This window comes from Dendronalium sp. ChiSLP03b (assembly GCF_034531165.2).
GTDB lineage: Bacteria > Cyanobacteriota > Cyanobacteriia > Cyanobacteriales > Nostocaceae > Dendronalium > Dendronalium minutum.
In genome coordinates, this window is the sequence record NZ_JAVRBR020000060.1 from 41029 (window position 1) to 61902 (window position 20874).

Sequence of the window (20874 nt, forward strand, 5' to 3'; positions counted from 1 at the left end):
CAGATTACTGCCCAACGCCTTGTGAGTGCATTGTAGCGAGCGCATTGTCAACCTTGGTTTATTGCGCTTGGTTCCATGTAGATAATTTCCCAAATGTGGCCATCTAAGTCACTAAATCCATGTCCATACATAAAACCGTGGTCTTGTGGCTCATTGTAAGTTGTTCCACCAGCGGCGACTGCCTTGCGAACCATTTCATCGACTTGTTCTCGGCTATCAGAAGACAAACACACAAGCACTTCTGTGTTTTTTGTGGCATCACAAATTTCTTTGGGAGTAAAAGTCTTGAACTTGTCGTGAGTCAATAGCATAACGAATATGTCATCGCTCACGATCATGCAGCTAGCCGTCTCGTCAGTAAATTGACTGTTAAAACTGAAGCCAAGTTTAGTAAAAAACTCGATAGACCGATTGAGGTCTTTTACTGGCAGATTCACGAAAATTTTAGTAGCCATGTTTTCTCCTCTTGACATTATGTGTATGAAATATCGACAAGCGGATGCTAATGTTTCGGTTGATTCATGTCATGCAGACCGCTAGTTAACCGTCTATCCGTGGCAGGCGAGACTCAAGTCTTCGCCAAGAACTCGTCGAGGCAGTCAAAGCTGGAGTTCCACCCGGCGATGACCCCCATCTGTTCATGCTTGCGACGCTCCTCAACAGACTCATGCATAATCTGAAGTGTGAGTTTGGTATTGCCGTTTAAATCCTCGAAAACCGCCGTCATAACTATTCCTCTTGGCAGATCGGCGTTCACGACCTTTTCAAAGCCTTCATCAAATTCATCACTGGTAACAATCCGCTCAAAGGGCACGATTTCACGGAATACACCTTTTACTGGGTACTCCGTGCCGTCTGGGCCAATCATGATGTAGCGCCATTTACCGCCCGGACGCAGATCCAGTTGAGTCACCCGCGTCGTGAAGCCTTTGGGTCCCCACCACTGCGCCACATGTTTCGGATCGGTCCATGCCTTATACACGAGTTCGCGTGGCGCGTTGAAGACGCGGGTAATGACGATCTCGCGTTGGGATTGAGCATCAATGGAATCATTTTTGTTGCCCATCTTGTTTCTCCTGGATTTGTAATTCATGCAGGTAATCATCCAGCCGATCGAGGTTGTCTTCCCAGAATTGGTGATATTGCTCAATCCAATCCGCTGCCTCCTTGAGTGGCTCCGCTTTGATCTGGCATGGTCGCCATTGAGCCTCACGACCCCGTGCGATCAGTCCGGCACGTTCCAGCACCTTGAGGTGCTTGGAGATTGCAGGAAGACTCATCTCGAAGGGCTTAGCTAACTCAGTCACCGATGCCTCACCCTTGGCGAGGTGAGCCAGGATCGCGCGCCGTGTGGGATCGGCAAGGGCGGCAAAGGTAACGCTCAATCGATCGGTAGACATCTTTATTTAACCGTATGGTTAATTATCTACTAGGTTAAATGTACTATTAGAAAATGTCAAGTGCTGACTTAACCTATTTGTTATCTGAACAATTACAACTTCAGTAGACCGAAAAGTTCTGCGATCGCTAAAAAATAGTAGTCTACAATACCGTTTTTTGGAAAATGTAGAAGTGCTGATAGGCTTAGATAAATGATAAGATTAGCTTATAAAAAAGCCCTAAAAATCAACCAAAATCAGCCGGACGGTAAACAAACTTCGCAGGCTACCCCATAGTTGCGGTCTACTGCTTGACGTAGAAACTCAAGCATCTGTTTGAGGGTAAATAGATGAGAGAAAACTTGTCTATAACTTCTTTTTAAAAGGCTGACATAATGCCATACTAGATAAATCCAAATATTAATAATTAAAAATGCCAAAGCTACAAATAGAAGCCGAATAATGGGATTTTTAATAGTAGTTTTTATTCGGCACTGGTTTTTCATGCGGTAGCTACTCTCAATCCCAAAACGGAGGCGATAGTCATCATGTATTGAATGTAATGACAACTTAACTTTATAGACGGCGTAAACAAAAAATTCCCGCCCATGTGCGCGTCTTTTACCATTTTTGTATGTACAAACTATCCACACTGGAAAAGTTACTGAGCCATATTGATCACTATTTAAAGTGTAATTTGTCTTGTAACTGCGCCTGCCTCTAATCAGTTGTTTAGTACCTCCATATTTGCCTCGAATAATGGCTGGCATTTCAAATGGAATATCCAAAGCTTGCAACCAACGAATCACTGGAACACAAAAGAATTCCCTATCTAAATACAAGCGCTCAATTCTCAGGTTTAAAGGCTCAATTAGTGCTAAAAGATAAGTGATAATTGCAACTAAAGTGTTTTTTTGTTGAACAGCTTTAATAGCTAAGGTGACTCGCTTATTCTTCTTGATAACATAGACAGTAGCGTAAGCATAGAAAGAACAAGTACCACTTTTTGCTTGACTTCTATAAATATATGGTGCTTCTAATGGTGATGGCTCCCCATAATATGGAATGCGCGTTAAAGTCGATGGCAATTTTCTGTTCTCCTTGTCGTATACCAGTTGGCAAGCGACTTTGGAGTGCTTTATTTAAAGCATCTTCCAACAAAGGAAGGTCTGAATACTTTTCTAAGTGATAGCGAATATCATTACTAGTCGGAACATTTTTTAAGACTTTAGTAGTATTTTCAATGCTATCCCTTTGGGTTGCAGCTCGAATTAAAATTTCAAAGATATTCCTTTGTTCACACTTACCTTGAGTTGGAATTGGAATGTTTTCAGTTAAACAGTTAACCACTTCATTCAAGGTTTTATTATCAGTTAGAACTGGGGTAGTTGCAGTCATAGCCAAACCAGATATTTCTCTAGTTCAATTTTCCCGCAACTCCTTGACAAGATTCTCTAAAATCCTACCATAACCATGTTCTGGTGCAAGATTCGGTCTTACCTCTTGACTAACTTATTAGTTTTACTTATATTTTAACTCTAACTAAGACATTCAACGCTGGTCTTTAAAAGTACAAATTTTTAGAAAAATCCTACTGAAACAGGTATTCATGACAGAGCGATCGCAGAACTTTTCGGTCTACTGAAAGTGAATATATCTGGAATGCACCTTCTAGATGAAAAGTGGGACGAAGGCAAACAGATACAGCCGCAATTACAAGAAATTTTTGCACAAGTAAAGAATGCTGCCTACAAGATTATTCAACGTAAAGGAGCAACTTCCTATGCTATTGGTTTGGCAGTAGCCCAAATTGCACAGTCAATTTTACGTAATTAAAACCGAGTTTTAACTGTCAGCATCCTCATCAATGATATTCATGGTATTCAAGATGTGTGTTTGAGTTTACCTGCGGTAGTTAACCGTCAGGGCGTTATACCAATTCGTAATTCGTAATTCGTAATTCGTAATTAAGAAAGTCCCATTTAGTCTAGGTTTCTGGGTTTGGATCTGTATCATTATTTTTGGGAAATGGTATTACTAGGGTTTTGAATCTCTCGCTGAATCAAACCGAATTACAGCAGTTACAACACTCTAGCAAAATTCTCCGCCAGACTCTTGAACAACTCAATATTTAACTTAGCGATGGCGTTTGGCTGAAATTCAGCCCACATGTTTCAATGCTCACGACTATAGCCGATACAGTTTATGCCGATCGCTTTTGTATTATCCCATTTCACTAAAATCCTGATACAAATAATATAATGTCCCATTGAATAATTGTGATTGCGTACTCCTTTGGAGAACCCGAAGGGTACGAAGTGAAGCAATCCCAAAACCCCTGTGATTGCTTCGTTCCACTTCGTTGCACTCGCAATGACATATCATAAGTTATTTGCCGGACATGATGAGAACCTAAGTTTTCAGCTATTAACCAAGCAGAGTAAATTTGAAGAGGAATTCAGAAGCCAAAATTACTCTTCGTGGGTAAATAAATTCGGAAATTATTTCAACTGTTTATTGCAAGCGCACAGATACACTACCTGCATGAGCTGGTAAACCTTCTGCTTCTGCTAGTGTCACGGCTGCTTTGCCTAGTGTCTGCAATGCTTGTTTATTACATTCCAAATAGGTAATTCGTTTGAGAAAATCATAAACACTCAAGCCAGAGGCAAAGCGGGCAGAACGGGCAGTTGGCAATACATGGTTGGGGCCTCCTAAATAATCGCCAATCGCTTCTGGGGTATAGCGTCCTAAAAACACACTACCAGCACACTTAATTTGATTGGCAAGCAGTTGGGGGTTATCTACGCACAATTCCACATGTTCTGGAGCTAATTGATTAAGCAGTGGTATACTTTGCGCTAAATCGCTGACCAGAATCACAGCTGCATGGTTTTGCCAACTGGCACGGGCGACTTCTGTGGTGGCTAGGTTGGTGAGAATTTGCTCAACTGCCGCTATCACTTGTTGCGCGAAGATTTCCGAATCAGTAATTAAGATTGACTGGGCACTAGGATCGTGTTCTGCTTGCGATAGTAAATCCCAGGCTATCCAGTCTGGGTTGTTCTGGCTGTCAGCTACTACTAAAATTTCTGAAGGCCCGGCGATGCTATCAATGCCAACAGTACCAAATACTTGACGCTTGGCTTCAGCAACATAAGCATTACCGGGGCCGACAATTTTATCTACAGGGGCAATACTTTCTGTACCATAGGCTAATGCTGCGATCGCTTGCGCCCCACCAATGCCATATATTTCTGTAACTCCAGCAACTTGGGCAGCTGCTAATACGGCGGGATTAATCTCACCGCGAGGCATTGGGACTGTCATGACAATTCTTTCGACACCGGCAATTTTGGCTGGTAAGGCATTCATCAACAAAGAACTCGGATAGCTAGCCCGTCCTCCTGGTACATAAATTCCCACTTGCGACAGCGCTACCCAATTTAATCCCAGTTTCACCCCTACTGTATCGGTATAGCCAATATCTTGCGGTAGTTGTTTTTGATGAAAAGCCGTAATTCTTTCAGCAGCCAGTTCTAGTGCTGCCTTGACATCAGCAGAACATTGTGCCGCCTGTTCGGCGATAAAGGTTTCGCTCAGATGCAGAGATTGGGGATTGTAGCGGTCAAAGCGGCTAGTGTAGTCTTTGACTGCGGCATCACCACGCACTTTGACATCAGCTAGAATGTCGCGTACTGTCCCACTAACATCTACTGTAGCTTCCCGGCGATCGCTAACAAGGGTTTTAAATTTGACAGAAAAATCTTTGTCGGTAGTTTGAAGTAGCTGCATGGACAGTATCTTGAAAGCGGTGAGGTTAATAATTTAGTTTAAAGCCGGAGTGACCCAATTGAGCCAAGAGAAATGTAGAGGGCGATCGCATAAGGGGCCTGCCGAGATCGGCTCACATGAAAATACGTTGTCAATAAATGTTGCAGAGCGTGCTTTAGAGATTTACTAAACTTGCCCGAAAATATCACACCCCTTCCAGTCTCAAAAAATGTATTCGTCCTGATGCTTCCCCAGCAATAATCAATACACCATCGGGTGCAACTGCACAGCACCTCATATCACTCTCCCCTATGAAACTGGCAATTACTTTCCTTGTTTGCAAATTCCAGACTTTAAGTGTGTTGTCACTTGAAGCAGAAATTACATACCTGTCATTAGGGGTAAAAGTAACATTCCATACTATATCGCTATGACCAGTGAGAGTAAAAACCTCTTTTGCTGTTTCTAGATTCCAAACTTTGAGAGTATTGTCTCGCGAACCAGAAATCACATGCTTGCCATCGGAACTGACTGCAACTGCTTCTACTGAATCGCTATGACCAGTAAGGGTGAACAGTTTCTTTCTTGTTTTCAGATTCCAGACTATGAGTATGTTGTCACTTGAACCAGAAATTACATATTTACCATCGGGGGTGACGGCAACTGCATGTACTGAAGCTTTATGACCAGTGAGGGTGAAAAGTTTCTTTCTTATTTTCAGGTTCCAGACTTTGAGTGTGTAGTCATTTGAACCAGAAATTACGTATTTACCATCGGGGGTGACGGCAACTGCTCTAACATAGCCGCTATGACCTGTAAAGGTACAGACCTCCTCTGCTGTTTCCACATTCCAAACTTTAAGAGTGTTGTCAAATGAGCCGGAAATTACATATTTACTATCGGGAGTGACGGTGACTGGATCTACCGAAGAACTATGACCAGTGAGGGTGCACAACTCTTCTACTGTTTCCAGATTCCAGATTTTAAGAGTTTTATCTGATGAACCAGAAATTACATATTTGTTATCGGGGGTGATGACTACTGTATTGACATATTCGTTATGACCAGTGAAGGTACAGACCTCCTCTGCTGCTTTCAGTTTCCAGATTTTAAGAGTTTTATCTGATGAACCAGAAATTACATATTTGCCATCAGGAGTGACTGCTACAGCCTTGACATCTTCACTGTGTCCAGTGAGTGTACAGACCTCCCCTGCTGTTTCTAGATTCCAGATTTTAAGAGTTTTGTCCGATGAACCAGAAATTAAGTACTTGCTATCGGGGGTAATGGCAACACTAGTGATCCAGTCGCTATGACCAGTGAGGGTACACACCTCCTCTGCTGTTTCTAGATTCCAGATTTTTATAGTGTCATCCCATGAACCTGAAATCAAATGTTTCCTATCTGAGGTGATAACGATACTACTTACCCAGGTGCTATGACCAGTGAGGGTACAGACCTCCTCTGCTGTTTCTAGATTCCAGATTTTTATAGTGCCGTCCCATGAGCCAGAAATTAACTGCTTACCATCGAGGGTAACAGTGACCGCTGTTACCCAATGGCTATGACCAGTGAGGGTACACACTTCCTCTGCTGTTTCCAGATTCCAAATTTTGAGAGTATTGTCGGATGAACCAGAGATTAAATGCTTACTATCTAGAGTGACAGCGACTGCATTTACCGAGGAGCTATGACCATAGAGCGTACAAACCTTCTCCCATGTTTCCAGATTCCAAATTTTGAGAGTATTGTCCTGGGATCCAGAAATTAAATGCTTGCCATCGGGAGTTACAGTGACTGCATTTACTATATAGTTGTATTCCTCATCTAAATCATCTAAATCTACATTGTATTCCTCATCTAAATCTACACTGCCATTATGAGCTGTAAGGGTACACACCTCTTCTCCTGTTGACAGATTCCAGATTTTAAGAACACCATCAAATGAACCAGAAATTAAGTGCTTACCATCAGGGGTGACAGCGACAGCTGTTATCACATGGTTATGACCAATGAGGGTGCGTAACAACCTTCCACCGGGAAGACTTAAACTAGGTGTGAGGAGACGCAACCAAGTAGTTTTGTTTTGCTGTGCTTGTTCCAGTAATGTCTGAATTTCAGGTACTTTAAAGCAGTGCATTCGCCCCCATAATTGCTCTACTAGTTGCGTTTTATCCTTTGCTAAAATATGCGCCGACAGTCGCAATGCTCCTTGCACAAGCTGTAAATTCTCATCATGAGGCAATAAATCATAATCTGCTATCAAAGCATTTATATTGATATGTTCTAACTTTGCTTCCAACCAACGGAAGTCAAACAGTAATCGTTGTAATTCCGTTCCTTGCCCCCCTGCAAGTAAGTGAACGGCTAGCTGCTGGAAAATATAGCCGTCGTTTGTGAGTGTATGCCAACCATCGAGGCATTTTTGACTATAGGCATTTAACAGGCGATTGTGTAGCGCACCTAACCCATCATTGTAGCTCTTCTCATCTGTACCACCCCATCTTGTTTGCGGGGTAAGGTTCTGCGATATCACCTGCTTTCTAACATAATCAAACTGCAAGTCATGCAACCTTAAACATCCGGTGTCATCCCACTGTGCTAGAGACTTTTCTACCAACTCATCTATTACATCCAACGTTTTACTCTTACTAAAGCCCTCCACTTCCCAAAAAGTCTGCAAAACTACTTCCGGTATTGGTGTATCTTCAGGGAAGACAGCAAAATCTAAATATCGCTCTTTCACCTCCAGTTCTAACGCCTCGACACTCACCTTAATTGCCTTAAATAAGTCAGGATAAGGATAATCTGGAAATTTTTGCTGGATTGACTCTAAATTTGCATCACGCAGGCTTTCTAACACATACTTCCAACGGCTTTTCGGCTTACCCCGCAACATCGCCCCAACCATTGACAGTGCCAGGGGTAAATATCCACATTCACGCGCTACCTCTTTTGCTTGTGCTGGTAAGGCTTGTACATCTTGTTTTCCCCACTTCGCTAACAGTGCTAGTGCCTGTTGCTCATCTAGAATAGAAAGCTGATGTTCTTCCGCTCCTAAACTAGTAATTATGCCAGCATTACGGGTAGTAATCAGCAATTGAGAACGTTCTTCCAAAACATCAAATGCTGTTGCGTGTTCTAAATCCCAGATATCATCCAAAATAAGCAAACAAGTCTTATTTGCCAACAACTCCCGCAAGCGTGCTTTAGCTTCGGAAAAGTTTGTAAACACTGCTTGTTCATCTCCTAGCACCTTTGCGAGTTTCGCTTGCTCAATTAGGACTTGCGGTGTTTGCCCCAGTGTCAACCACAATACTCCATCGGGGAAAGCTTGTCTTACTTCTTCATCCCAGGCAAGTGCTGTTGCCATGACAGTTTTGCCAATTCCGCCCATACCTTGCACGCCAACACTGCGACTTGTACCAGTGATGGCCACGAATTTATTTGTCTGAGCCAGCACTTTATCTTTTAAAGGTGCTAGTTGTTCTGGACGAGGTAAAAAATTCGGCGGTAATTTTGGCGGATAAAGATAAAAGCCTAAAGATGCAAAATGAGATTTTACATCAGTTGTTTTTTTTTAATAACTCTGTTAAATCATCTCGCCCAATATCACTTAAGGCTGTTTCTAATTCACCTAGCCTACCTCTTTGCTCTAACCACTCCCAAACACCGTGCGCTTCTCTTCCCTGTTTCAAACCAGCACGTTCGTGTAGCTTGATATCAAAATAATCTGCTAAATTTTGCCAGTCTTGTGTCAGCCTTTGACAGATAATAATTTTAGTTTTACCCGAATATTGCATACTAGCTTTTTTAGCAGATTCTGTGGTTACAGATTCTATACTAATTTTTGCGTCAAGTTTAGTTGGATTGGATTTTGGTATTAGTACAGGAACTGACTCTCCAGATACCCCAGCTAACATAATGGCATTACGAGCAATTCTGAAGGCAAATTCTACAGGTGTTCCTTCATCATATTGCGGATTATAAGCTGTAAGAGCATCATAAAAACCAACAGCAAATTCAAGTGCTGCTTTGTCCTCAATTTTATCATTCATGCCAATGACATAATTAATGTGTTGAACAATAGCATTTGCCTGCACTTGTGAATAGCAAGCATTCAACAGCACACACTCAACTTGTTTAGCAAAATTTTCAAACAATCCAGCTAATGCTTCTCCCGTAACAAACTGTAAATGTCCCGTTTCATCCTCAAAGCATAAACCCTTGGTTTCTTGACCATGACCGGAAAAATGGATGATATTGGGTCGAAAATCTAAAATGGCAGAGCGAATGTCACGCGGCCGTACCGCCAAATAATATCGTAATTCAAACTTATCTCGACCTTGCGATCGCAGCAAACCCTCTTGAATATCCCGCACTTCCTCATCTAGGCGCAAGCGATTTGTTGGCTTAGGATTTGCAGCTAAAATTAAAATTCTCTTAACAGCGGGGTTGCTGCTCACGGACGACGACAAATAGTGTTACTTTTTTAGTATAGACATTTAAGATAGTACTTAATAAATTTCTGTAAGTATCTAGGGTTTGCCGAGATACTTGTAAATTAGGATACGTTGTACAGTTATACGATCCATATTTGCAAAATCTCGGCCAAGGGATAAAGTCGAATTTAGAGCTATTCAAAAAGTTTCATCGCCTGTGGGTTCTTGGTAGGCTTGACCTGGCTTACTATGACGATATTCAGCGACCACGGGATAAACAAGACTGCGTATGCGATTGAGGGCACCCACCGGACGATGAACGGCTAGACCGTTCCAGGGGTAAAATTGCAGATTTTCAGAGAAATTGTTTTGTTTTTGAGAATCAATGAATTGATGCTTAACAGTGAGACGACCAACAGTAAAGAAGGGTGATTCGCTTTCTTTCCAGACAATGGTGGGATCGTCTATAGACATGTCTGGACTGGTTTGGAACTGGATACCAAAATCCCAACAGTACTGTGCATCAGATTTGGCCAGGGATTGAATTAATTCTTCGCGGTAGTAATTATCTGGCTGATTTTTGTCTAAACCGAGGGCTTTGGCGCGATCGCTAAAGGGAAATGTCGGAATTCCTGGTCTAGACTGGAAGGGAATTCTATTGTGTGGCGGTTTTGCAGAAACCGGAGTAAATGCATATTTAACCACCGCCGGATATTCAACTGGAACTACACCAGTCTGCGAGGCATCAAAATCTGGGTTGAGACCCAAAGCAGATGCTGAACCACTCCAATATCGTTCGGTAAGCAAACTCTGGGGCGCAGGTGCGGTAATTGTATTCAACGCCAAGAACTGCAAAGGATGTAGGAGTAACCACTTGAGCGCTGCTTGTTCTGACTCCACCACAGCACTAAAAAAGCCGTAGTAATCGCGGATGGTTTTGATAAAAAATATCTCTGCGTTTTGGACAATAATATCCTGGGTTTTCGACTCATGGCTTTGTGTCAGTCGTTCACCTTCCACGCCAATTATTTTCACTGCCATTGAGCGCGTGTCTGAGACATAATCTTTTTCTACTTTGGTGCGCCCGTTAGCAAATCGCAGCCAAACAGGATATTGTTTGGGTTTGGCGAGCAAACCTTGCTTAATGGAAATCGCATTGAGTTGGGCAGCAGTCAATGAGGCGCGTTTGCTTAATTCACTTTTAATTGCGTCCTCATCAATGTCGAAGATTTCGAGCGTTGCTTTCACACTACCGTGAGTTTTGGCATGAGTATCTCGCAATGCCCGCTCGGCATTTTTAAACAGATTATCCATCCGCTCCTTGGCTAGTGCAACCAAGCGATCGTAATATTGGCGTTCATCCTGTTCGGGATATTCTGTAAATAACTTCTTGCTCATAACCACCTTGAGTCATGTCGCTTTGCTTTAATTCGTAATTCGTAATTTAGCAATTTAAATCATGAATTACGAATTATTTGGTCATTCGCTTATTAAACTGATTGCCAATTTTGGTTATAGAATGAAACTCGATAGTTTTTGTCTTGTGAAATATTGCGATGCAGCAAATCTGAGAGGGTCTTAGTCTTATGAATCTCTTCCCAACCTACGGGTGAAAATGCTTCGGGATTGAAAATATGTTCTGCTAATAGAGGATTGGTTAAAGCTTGAGAAAAGGCATCAATTCCTATGAGTCTTCCTACTAAAGGTGGTAAGGCAGAATTAGGTCGCAGGTCTTCTGCGTAGAGTCCTATATAAAACTCGATATTGTCTACATGACCATACAACCGCTTCAGTTCTTTTTGAACGTTATCATTGCTACTAATTTGATTGAAATCATTAACTCGTGGATACTTACACATTTCACGATAGTCGTTATAACTTCTCACTTTTGCTGCACGACCCAGACGAATACTAGCTAACTCTGTTGGCACGAGAAAATCAGATGTATTAAATAAACTTAGTTCCGCTGCTGGTTGCGAACAAGTCTCCTCAAATAATGCTCCCAAACCTTTATTAATAATCATATCATTGTTCCACATCGTATCTGGTACAGGAACTTGCTGACCATCATAATTTATAGTATCGGGCAACATGCTATGCCAACGATAAACCAAGGTAAACTCTACCGACATCCAATTGGTGCGATACCATTTCTCATTACTAAAAGCGAGTGGGTCGGTAAAAAATTTGAAGTTATAGGGAGTAATGTGGTTAATATACTCTTCTAGTACAATTTTTAGCAGTTCGACCATCACGATATTTCTAGCTGTGTGGTAAAGCCTTTCATCATCCCAAGTCAGATAATTCTTAGCCAAGAGGTCGCATAAACGATTATGTTCTCGCAAGGCAAGAACATTTAGCATCACATAGCCAATTTGCACATTAGCCCGTTCTATTTCTAACCCCATCGCAAATAATTTTTGTTTCTTTTCTGGCGGAAAACTGTCTGCTTTGGGAATGAATTCGCCAGAATAAACATGAGGCATCCCTTCAAATTCTTTCTTGGGTTGTCCGTTTTCGTCATAGTAAAACGGTGGATATTCTTCACCATTGATGAACTGGCTTTTGAGCTTGCCCCCTTGATATGCTCTCAGTAAATGAGTAATTTGTTGGTTCAAACCATAGACACTACATAAATCGATTTGATGGTTAGAACTATTCTTGCGTGGTTCGTGGCGATCTGTTCGTAAAAAACTATCAGTAAACCATTGAACAAAGTACGGAAAAAGTAAAGTAGATTTAGGTGAGTATTTAGTCTCTCCTTTTTTCTTATACAGAACTGCTAAATCATCAACAGCAGGAAGATTTTTCTCAAAATTTTCCGCTGGCGTTAAATTAATTCCTAGATAGTTAGTATTAGTTAAAGGTTTCCAATCAAGAGGTGGTAAATGAAGTCCAGAATAGGTGCGATCGGTTAACGATTCCCAAGAGGTATAGGGAGACATTGTACTAAACGGATACGGACGTGTAGGAACTTTGTAAACAGCATTATTAATAAGAGTCTTGTTGACTATTTTGGCTAAACCTGGATTGCTTTGAATAAAGTTCCAAATTGGTTTAAATTTAGTTAAAGCGAATGTTTCAAGTTTATTTCTCAATCCGTCTTTTGATGTGTCTCTTTTTGAAGCCATAATTGTTTTTACCTTTTTTGCTTCAAGCTCTGTATTCAACCAAGCTAATTTTTTAGTTAAATTAATTTAACTAAAAAAATTGCTTCTATTAAGAATAAGATTTTACCTCCCTTCTCTAGGAGGATATCTCTTGAGTCAAAAAAGTTTACCCTCATAGGAAAAGTAGCAAAAGTTCGAGCTACAGTATGGTAAATCTTAATTTTTAAAAGGCAGGAAAAGCTAGAAAAAATAAAGGAAAATCAATTTACTTAAAATAAAAATGTAGTATTAGGCACAAAAATATTGCCCAAATCTCTGGTATATGCGGTATGATAATTATTCTGTTCTTGTATAAATAAGTATTTATATCCATTAGTACTAAGTACAACTGTTTGAGTTTATCCCTAGGTTGTCAAATGATCCAATATAGATATCAAGTTGGCGGTAGCCTAACCATAGATGCTCCTAGCTATGTACAACGACAGGCAGACGCACAACTATATGAAGCGCTAAAAGCTGGTGAGTTTTGTTATGTCCTCAACTCCCGACAAATGGGTAAGTCTTCGCTGCTAGTCAGAACTCGGCATCGTCTACAAAAAGAAGGGTTTATATGTACTAGTGTCGATATGACTAATATTGGCTGTGAAAACATTACTCCACAACAATGGTACAAGGGAGTAGTTGGTGAGTTATGGTTAGGTCTAAAATTATTAGGAAAGCTGAACCTAAAAGCTTGGTGGCAAGAGCAGGAAGATATCCCTTTACCCCAGAGATTGATTAGGTTCATTTCAGAGGTGCTATTGGTTCAACTTCCTGGGAAAAGAATTTTTATTTTTATTGATGAAGTTGATAGTATTAAAAATTTAGATTTTGCTGTTGATGACTTTTTTGCAGTGTTGCGGTTTTGCTATAACCACAGAGCAATCGATCCAGAATATAATCGCATTACATTTGTGATTTTGGGTGTGACAACACCATCAGAGTTAATTAGAGATCCCAATCGCACTCCATTTAATATTGGGAAAGCAATAGAATTGCATGGCTTTAACTTAAATGAAGTTCAGCCTTTAGCCAAGGGATTAATATTTAAAGAAAGTAATAGTCAAGCAATTCTCAAAGAAATTTTAGCATGGACAGCAGGACAACCTTTTCTGACGCAAAAACTTTGTCAGTTGATAGTGAGTTCTAGTCAAGATACAGTAAGTGGAAAACTGACTATTCCTCCTGGTACTGAGGCTTTTTGGGTAGAAAGTATTGTGAATTCCCGCATCATTCAAAAATGGGAATCTCAGGATGAGCCGGAGCATTTGCGGACAATTCGCGATCGCCTCTTGAGTAACGGGCAACTTGCAGGGCGCATACTGGGAATATATCAGCAGATTCTAGCTTTGGAAGATGTACCAACCGATGACTCTCAAGAACAAATGGAACTACTGCTGTCAGGTTTAGTAATCAAACAGCAGGGATATTTAAAGGTAAAAAATCGGATCTACCAAGCAGTCTTTAATTTAGAATGGGTTGTCAGACAAATGGAGAAACTGCGCCCCTACGCGCAACACTTTAGTGCTTGGATAATTTCCCAAGAACAAGATGAATCACAACTTTTGACGGGAACAGCATTGCAGACAGCACTAGCTTGGTCGAAAAATCAAAGACTCAGTGACTCAGATTATCGATTTTTAGCTGCGAGTCAGGAACTAGCAAAACGCAAAATTGAACGCGATTTAGCCGCAGAAAAACAGGCAAGACAAATTGAACGCGAAAAAGCAGAATTTGCTATTTTAGCTGCCAAACAAGCAAATCAAATTTTGGCAGACGCGCGTAAAACTGCTAAACGCAACGCTCAAAAACTGCGTTTGGGCAAACGTTGGATTGGGAGTATTGCCACAGGAGTTACCGGTTTAGCTCTTCTATTGCGTTTTACTGGACTACTACAAGGTATGGAGTGGACGATATTAGATAGCTTTTTTCAAGCACGTCCACCAGCAAAAATTGACCCTAGAATTACGATTATCACGATTGATGAGCCAGATATTCAGCAAATTGGTCAGTATCCTCTCTCCGATCGGATGTTAGCTCGAACTATCCAGACTTTAAAAAGCTACAAACCCAGAGCAATTGGGCTGGATTTGTATCGAGATGTGCCTGTAGAACCTGGTTATCAAGAATTAGTGAAACAGTTTAAAACTACTCCTAATTTGATTGGCATTGAAAAGGTAGCAGGGACTCAAATTGCCCCACCGCCAGTTTTAGCTAAATTAGGTCAGGTAGGTCTTGCCGATCAGGTTTTAGATGGGGATGGCAAACTGCGCCGCGCCTTGCTTTCAGTTCGACTGGCAAACGGTGAAGTAAATCTCAATCTCGGCCTGCGACTGGCGCTACGTTATCTAGAAGCTGCTAATATTACCCCTAAATCCTTGTCCAACAATCCCAATCGCATCCAATTAGGGAAAGCAGTATTTGTTCCTTTTCAAGCTAATGATGGCGGCTATATCGGAACTGATGCAGGGGGTTATCAAATTTTGCTCAACTATCATGGCACTCAAGAGCAATTTCAGACCTTCTCAATCGCAGATTTGTTAGCTAATCAGATACCACCAGAAAAGTTACGCGATCGCATTATCTTGATTGGTTCAATTGCTGAAAGCGTCAACGATATGTTTCAAACACCCTATAGCAACCAAATTGCTGGTCCTGCCAAACAAATGGCTGGTGTAACAATCCATGCAAATATCACCAGCCAGATTTTAAGTGCAGCCTTACAAGGACGACCTACACTACAGGTTTGGTCTGAAGGGGTTGAATGGTTGTGGATTTTTCTCTGGTCTGGAGTGGGAGCAGCTTTAAGTTGGCAGATTAAGTCATCTAAAACAATCATCACTATGATTGCGATCGCTGGGGGAGGATTGATGGGAATTGCCTACTTAGCCTTTTTACAGGGTTGGTGGATTCCTATTGTCCCCTCCGCCATTGGGCTTGTGGTTGCTGCGATGACTCTACCGATTATTACCAATAAGTATTCAGAAAAAATTCAGCTTTGTCAGACAGTAGAGATATTAGTTGTTATTAGCAAAAAACAACCAGCTGTCGGACAAATAGCCATTGAATATCTTAAGCAAGCAGAAACTCAAGAAAATCAGATTTTAATTGAGCAGATCGTGTCTGACTCTCATTAATTTAAGTTGAATCGACTTTTATGATTAAGAACACTTAAGCCGACTGCGGGAACCTGCACCTGAACTATCTTTTGGTTTTCCTTGCCCTGGAGGGTTAAAATCCTTATCGAAAACCACCCATTCAGGTAAAGTAACGCTTTTGATTTGGATTTCAGACTTAGCTGGAGTAGCTAAGCTCAGATTTAGTAAAAACTCTATGGTTGAACAGAGTGTGAATAGTCTTAGAAGAAAACTTGCTTTCATTATTCGTAAGAAAAAATTTGTACAAACTTGCCATGAAGATTCTCTTAACTAAAAAAGAAATAACCGTTGTGTAAAAATATACTTTTACCAGTGTTTGTGTATTTTTAATGATTCTTGAAAAGTCAAGTTGCTCTAACAAAACTTCATTTTTATAGCTTTACTCTTAAATTTACTTAATTAGTTTAATGTAAAGTGGGAAAAGTAGATTAAAAAAGTAAGAAAAGTGGGAAAAGTGGGAAAAATATAATATATTGCTAAATCTAATAAATAGTTAAATATTTATGTAAAAATGTAAAGCATCGACAATCTGGTGGTAAGTAGCGATCGCTTATCGTGTCAGAGACGCTTTGCTAACAGTTATCATTCATCAGAGCAACAACGGAGCCTAAAATGGCGAAAGAAATAGAGCGTAAATTTTTAGTCAAAGGAGATGGTTGGAGAAAACTAGCAGAGGGTAGCGTGTATTGTCAGGGATACATTAGTACACAAAAAGCAGCTACTGTACGTGTCCGCATAGTAGGCGATCGAGGTTACTTAACGATTAAAGGGCCTAGTATCAAATATTCGAGAGCCGAGTTTGAGTACACTATACCTATTGAAGATGCTCAGGAGATGCTGAATACATTGTGCGATCGCCCTTTAATAGAAAAAATCAGATACAAATTAGAGTGGGGTGGTTTAATTTGGGAAATAGACGAGTTTGATGGGGTCAATAAAGGACTGATATTAGCAGAAGTTGAACTCACTGATGAAAAACAACAGATTGAACTGCCAGACTGGATTGACGAGGAAGTTTCCGAAAACCCCAAGTATTTCAACAGCAATTTAGTGAAACATCCTTTTTCACAATGGCAAAGTGATACTAATTCGTAATTAAGGATGAGTCAGTTGTCAGTTGTTATTAGTCTCTCCCTGCTCCCTTGCTCCCCTGCTCTGTTATCCCTATTCCCTACTTTGTTCTGATGCTTTATCTGGGTGTAATTTAACTGTGATTCTAAAACTTCAATCTTTCTTAAAAGTGACACTCCCCATGCAACAGAAATCACAAACTTGATAGTCATACCCAGCAGCAGAAGTTTGACTACTCTAGAAGCTTTTCTCTGTTGAGCTTGCCTTTTTTGTTGTTCTTGTAGTCGTGCTTCAACTTCTTTGGCTCGTTCTGCCTCCAATGCCTGTTGTACTTCTTTTCGATCTAATTCTTCGCTAGCAGCTAAAAATCGATAATCTAAGTTGCTCAAGCTTTTGCCATGCGCCCAAGTTTGGGCATCAATTAAGGCTTGTCCGCGCAATAGACGAGATTTATCCTCTTGTTTTGAGGCTATCCATGCATTGAAGGTTTGAGAGTAGGGACGTAAGTAAGCTAATTGATTTTCTACCCATTCGAGGTTGAAAACTTCTTGATAAATTAAGTTTTTAACTTTTAGAAAACCCTGCTTTCTACATACTAATCCAGATAGCACAAGTTCTACCTGTTCTTGAGAGTCATCGACTGGTATTTCCAATCCTTGTAGAATTTGCTGATAAATTCCCAGTAATCTTCCAGTATATTGTTCGTTTCTCAAGATGCGATCGCGAATTGTCCGCAAATGCTCTGGTTCATCTTGTGATTCCCATTTATCGATAATCTGCGATCGTACTACATTTTCTATCCAAAATGTTTCTGTGCCAGGGAGAACCTTTAGCTTTTTACCCACATCATCTTCAGCTAAACTTACAAGCAATCGACACAGTTTTTGGGTAAGAAAAGGTTGACCTTCTGTCCAGGCTAAGATTTCTTTAAGAACTCTTTGGGGATTGATGCCGTTGATCTCCAATCCGTGTGCGAGTGGTTGGGCCTCTTCAAAGTTGAACCCACTTATTTCTATAGCTTTACCAATATTAAACGGCGTAGTATGATTTTGATATCGAATTAAGTCTCTTGGTGTAGCAACCCCGAAAATAGCAAATGTAATTCGATTATATTCTGGCGCTATAGCTCGTTGATTATAGCAGAAACGAATTAGGCTAAAAAAGTCATCGACAGAGAAACCAAGGCTCTTGATACTATCTATTTCATCAATAAAAATAAACAGTCTTTCGTTAGGATAGTGAATTAATAGTATTTCCGAAATGAACCGACTGAGTTTCTGAAGTAAAGAAATATCACTCTGTTCCTGCCACCAAACTTTTAAATTGACCTTTCCTAAAAGCTTAAATCCCAACCATAAGTCACCCACAACACCTTTGTACCACTGCTCTACAGAGATATTCTCACAACCGATATTGGTCATATCGATAGTGGCACATCTAAAACCCTCTTGTTGCAAGTGATGCTTGGTTTTTACTAACAGTGAAGATTTACCCATTTGTCTGCAACTAAGGACATAGCAAAACTCTCCTTGCTTCAAGGCGTTGTAGAGTTCCACATCTGCCTGACGTTCAACATAGCTAGGAGCATCATTATTTAATGTGCCACCAACTTGATATCGATAATTTTTCATTGGTTTGGAAATTTTAATTAGAAGGCAGCGAGCAGAGGGGTGGGGGACAAGAGAGACAAGGCAGAGGAGCAGGGTAGAATTTTAACTCTTCACTTAGACGCGATTAATCGCGTCTCTACTTAGCACTTCTGATGGCTTTACTTTTCATCGGTTAAAACTGAGTTTTGCAAGTGATAGCACTCCTTGAGCTTCGATTGTAAAAGTGCTTCTTCAGCAGCAATAATCAACATATTCGGGGAGTTTTCATCATTAGGTTTTGCAGTTGCAATCCCTAAATTAACAGTGAAAACAGGCTCAGGAAATTCATCAAACTGAGAATGAGCATGGGCAATTGCTAATATCTTGACCTTCTCGCGAATGTTTTCTGCAAGCCCAATAGCAATATCGGCATTCACTTGTGGCAAGATAGCAGCAAACTTTGTCTCTTCATAATGTGCTATGAGAGCAGCCTGATGTTTTAGGCAGTTGCGGATAGTACTGCTAATACGTTGCAAGCTATTATTCGCAGTTGAATATTCACCATCACGGTACACTTTCAAATACTCAATTTCACACACAATGAGAGATAGAGGTACAGCTGATGTTTGCCATTGTGGCCACTCCATTTCGATATATTGCTTGAAGTATTGTAAGCTAATGAAATGACGGAATGCATCACTTTTATCTGTGAGCAACTGTTTTTGTTTTTGCGCCAACAAAGTACCAGCAAAGTTAGTACTATTTTGTTTTACCAACTGTTGGCGAAAATAAAGCTGATATAACTTGCAACTGATACGGGCTTGATTGCCATCTAGTTGCACTAAACCCATGCTTTCTAGTTTGTAAGCTGCAATTGCATCTAGTTCTACTCTTTCATCTATCGCAACTACCTGTTGCATAGCTGACATTAATTGCGGTTCTTTTTGCAGTAGCATCAACAGATGCCGTAGATGCTGACTATAAATTCCTGTTGGTGTAGATGCTGTTTGTAATAACTCATCCAGCGTCATTTTACCTTGACACAGATGATAAAGTGCGAGGTTTGCCAAATAGGGATGCCCTCCAATCATTCCTTGTAAGAATGCTAGGCGTTGCCCTCCTTCCTTGTTTACTGCCCAATCGAGTCCGTAGTGCTGCGCCAAATTCTGTACTTGCTCTAAGGTAAATGGAGGCAAGGAAACAGTTATCCCCACGTTGAAGGGAGATTGATTGAGCTTGAGCGGAATATAAATTTCTGTTGTGTGAACTACTACAATCCGCAGTTTTCGCCAAGCCCGATCTTGCTTTGCCTGTTCGTGCCAAAATCGCAGCATTGGCAAAAAGTCTTGGGCAATGTTGGGATGTTCAAAAATTCGATTGACTTCATTCAAAGCCAAGACTATGGGACTATTATCAACGTATTGCAATAAATACGCCTCGAAGTAAATTTTGCAGCTCACCTTGCTACCCATCTCTGCATCCCAAAAATCATCCAGACTGGGAAAAAGGTTTAACTGCCTGCTGACATTGATGCAGAACCAACGCAAAAATTTATCTAACGAAGCAAAAATGTCTTCATCAGCTTCTTGAAAGTCTATATAGACGGTTTTACAACCCTGCTCGTTAGCATGAGCAATCATGCGGTTGAGCAGCGAACTTTTCCCCATCTTCCTGGGTGCTTTGATCCGCAGCAGGCAACCTGGTTGCATAATTTCGCTACAAATCAGCTCTTCTATGGGAGGGCGATTAATATAAAAAGGAGAATCTAGAGGTACAGGACCGCTGGGAAAGTCCATTTTACTAGCTGAGACTGGGTAGAGAAAAATATTTTCTGGTCTGGATTGTTCTAATAATTCCTGTTGAGGCTGATATTCCTGTTGCTCTGCGCTGTCTTGGTGATATTTACCAAGGACTAAATGCAGGTTCTTTTTGGTTATTCTCTCTCCTAATGCTTCGGATAAGTCCTGCCACAACTGAGAGCCAACTTCCTTGAAATATTCACTACGGTAGCCCGAACCATTCGCCATCTCACCATATGTTCTGCCCAACCAAGATTGATGAAGCACAAACCGCTGAATGTGCCCAAAAGGTCTGTTTTGCAGAATCTGTTCTACAGCTTCTAGAAGTTGCTCCACAGTTAATAAAACTTAAATAATAAGTAGATTTACGTATTTTTGATTGTTTAGTAATAATATACAACTAAAAAAATATTTGCACAAAGAAAAATAAATTCGGGTGGAGAGAAATTTTTGAGGTCGCTGCATCTAAGCAGGCAGAGGGGCAGGGGGGCAGGAGAAATAAATTCTTCCTTG

At 40.8% G+C, this 20874-nt stretch carries 15 protein-coding genes; 3 read left to right on the forward strand and 12 right to left on the reverse strand.

The annotated features are described in order from the left end of the window. Window positions 1-47: 47 nt before the first annotated feature. The 5 genes from RMY31_RS15205 to RMY31_RS15225 all read right to left on the reverse strand — a co-directional run bounded on the left by RMY31_RS15205 (window position 48) and on the right by RMY31_RS15225 (window position 2777). Window positions 48-455 carry a VOC family protein gene (locus RMY31_RS15205; protein ID WP_322662181.1) on the reverse strand — a complete coding sequence of 136 codons (408 nt, stop codon included), beginning with the start codon at window positions 453-455 and terminating at the stop codon, window positions 48-50. A gap of 113 nt (window positions 456-568) precedes the next feature. Continuing rightward, window positions 569-1066, reverse strand: coding sequence for an SRPBCC domain-containing protein (locus tag RMY31_RS15210; RefSeq protein WP_322662183.1), 498 nt, complete (start codon window positions 1064-1066; stop codon window positions 569-571). Continuing rightward, the gene (locus RMY31_RS15215) at window positions 1050-1400 is read right to left on the reverse strand and encodes a metalloregulator ArsR/SmtB family transcription factor (protein ID WP_322662186.1); all 351 of its coding nucleotides are present in this window, start codon (window positions 1398-1400) and stop codon (window positions 1050-1052) included. Before RMY31_RS15215 ends, RMY31_RS15210 begins: the two co-directional genes overlap by 17 nt. 236 nt (window positions 1401-1636) lie before the next feature. Beyond that, window positions 1637-2467, reverse strand: coding sequence for a transposase (locus RMY31_RS15220; RefSeq protein WP_322662188.1), 831 nt, complete (start codon window positions 2465-2467; stop codon window positions 1637-1639). Continuing rightward, window positions 2397-2777, reverse strand: coding sequence for a hypothetical protein (locus tag RMY31_RS15225; RefSeq protein ID WP_322662190.1), 381 nt, complete (start codon window positions 2775-2777; stop codon window positions 2397-2399). The genes RMY31_RS15220 and RMY31_RS15225 overlap by 71 nt, the downstream gene beginning before the upstream one ends. Window positions 2778-3026: 249 nt before the next feature. Here RMY31_RS15225 and RMY31_RS15230 point away from each other — a divergent pair, with 249 nt between their 5' ends. Next, on the forward strand, window positions 3027-3215 hold the full coding sequence (locus tag RMY31_RS15230) for a hypothetical protein (RefSeq protein WP_409877975.1): 189 nt from the start codon (window positions 3027-3029) through the stop codon (window positions 3213-3215). A gap of 678 nt (window positions 3216-3893) precedes the next feature. Here RMY31_RS15230 and hisD read toward each other — a convergent pair. The 5 genes from hisD to RMY31_RS15255 form a co-directional block, all read right to left on the reverse strand. After that, a complete protein-coding gene (gene hisD / locus RMY31_RS15235) occupies window positions 3894-5174 on the reverse strand; it encodes a histidinol dehydrogenase (RefSeq protein ID WP_322662198.1) in 1281 nt (426 codons plus the stop codon). A gap of 184 nt (window positions 5175-5358) precedes the next feature. Continuing rightward, window positions 5359-8616, reverse strand: a complete 3258-nt coding sequence (locus RMY31_RS15240; protein WP_322662200.1) for an NB-ARC domain-containing protein — start codon at window positions 8614-8616, stop codon at window positions 5359-5361. 103 nt (window positions 8617-8719) lie between these two features. Next, on the reverse strand, window positions 8720-9619 hold the full coding sequence (locus RMY31_RS15245; protein WP_322662202.1) for a CHAT domain-containing protein: 900 nt from the start codon (window positions 9617-9619) through the stop codon (window positions 8720-8722). 174 nt (window positions 9620-9793) lie between these two features. Next, window positions 9794-10993 (reverse strand): catalase, encoded by a 1200-nt coding sequence (locus tag RMY31_RS15250; RefSeq protein WP_322662204.1) that lies wholly within the window; start codon window positions 10991-10993, stop codon window positions 9794-9796. 92 nt (window positions 10994-11085) lie between these two features. Further along, the gene (locus RMY31_RS15255) at window positions 11086-12726 is read right to left on the reverse strand and encodes a peroxidase family protein (RefSeq protein ID WP_322662206.1); all 1641 of its coding nucleotides are present in this window, start codon (window positions 12724-12726) and stop codon (window positions 11086-11088) included. Window positions 12727-13121: 395 nt separating this feature from the next. Here RMY31_RS15255 and RMY31_RS15260 point away from each other — a divergent pair, with 395 nt between their 5' ends. Further along, a complete protein-coding gene (locus RMY31_RS15260) occupies window positions 13122-15881 on the forward strand; it encodes a CHASE2 domain-containing protein (RefSeq protein ID WP_322662209.1) in 2760 nt (919 codons plus the stop codon). Between the two features lie 633 nt (window positions 15882-16514). Further along, the gene (locus RMY31_RS15265) at window positions 16515-16997 is read left to right on the forward strand and encodes a CYTH domain-containing protein (RefSeq protein ID WP_322662210.1); all 483 of its coding nucleotides are present in this window, start codon (window positions 16515-16517) and stop codon (window positions 16995-16997) included. A gap of 11 nt (window positions 16998-17008) precedes the next feature. Here the strand turns inward: RMY31_RS15265 and RMY31_RS15270 are convergent, their stop codons facing one another. Both RMY31_RS15270 and RMY31_RS15275 read right to left on the reverse strand, forming a co-directional pair. Beyond that, complete coding sequence (locus RMY31_RS15270; protein WP_322662212.1) at window positions 17009-18604, reverse strand: AAA-like domain-containing protein; 1596 nt, start codon at window positions 18602-18604, stop codon at window positions 17009-17011. A 137-nt stretch (window positions 18605-18741) separates the two neighbouring features. Further along, the gene (locus tag RMY31_RS15275; protein WP_322662214.1) at window positions 18742-20697 is read right to left on the reverse strand and encodes an AAA-like domain-containing protein; all 1956 of its coding nucleotides are present in this window, start codon (window positions 20695-20697) and stop codon (window positions 18742-18744) included. Window positions 20698-20874: the final 177 nt, after the last annotated feature.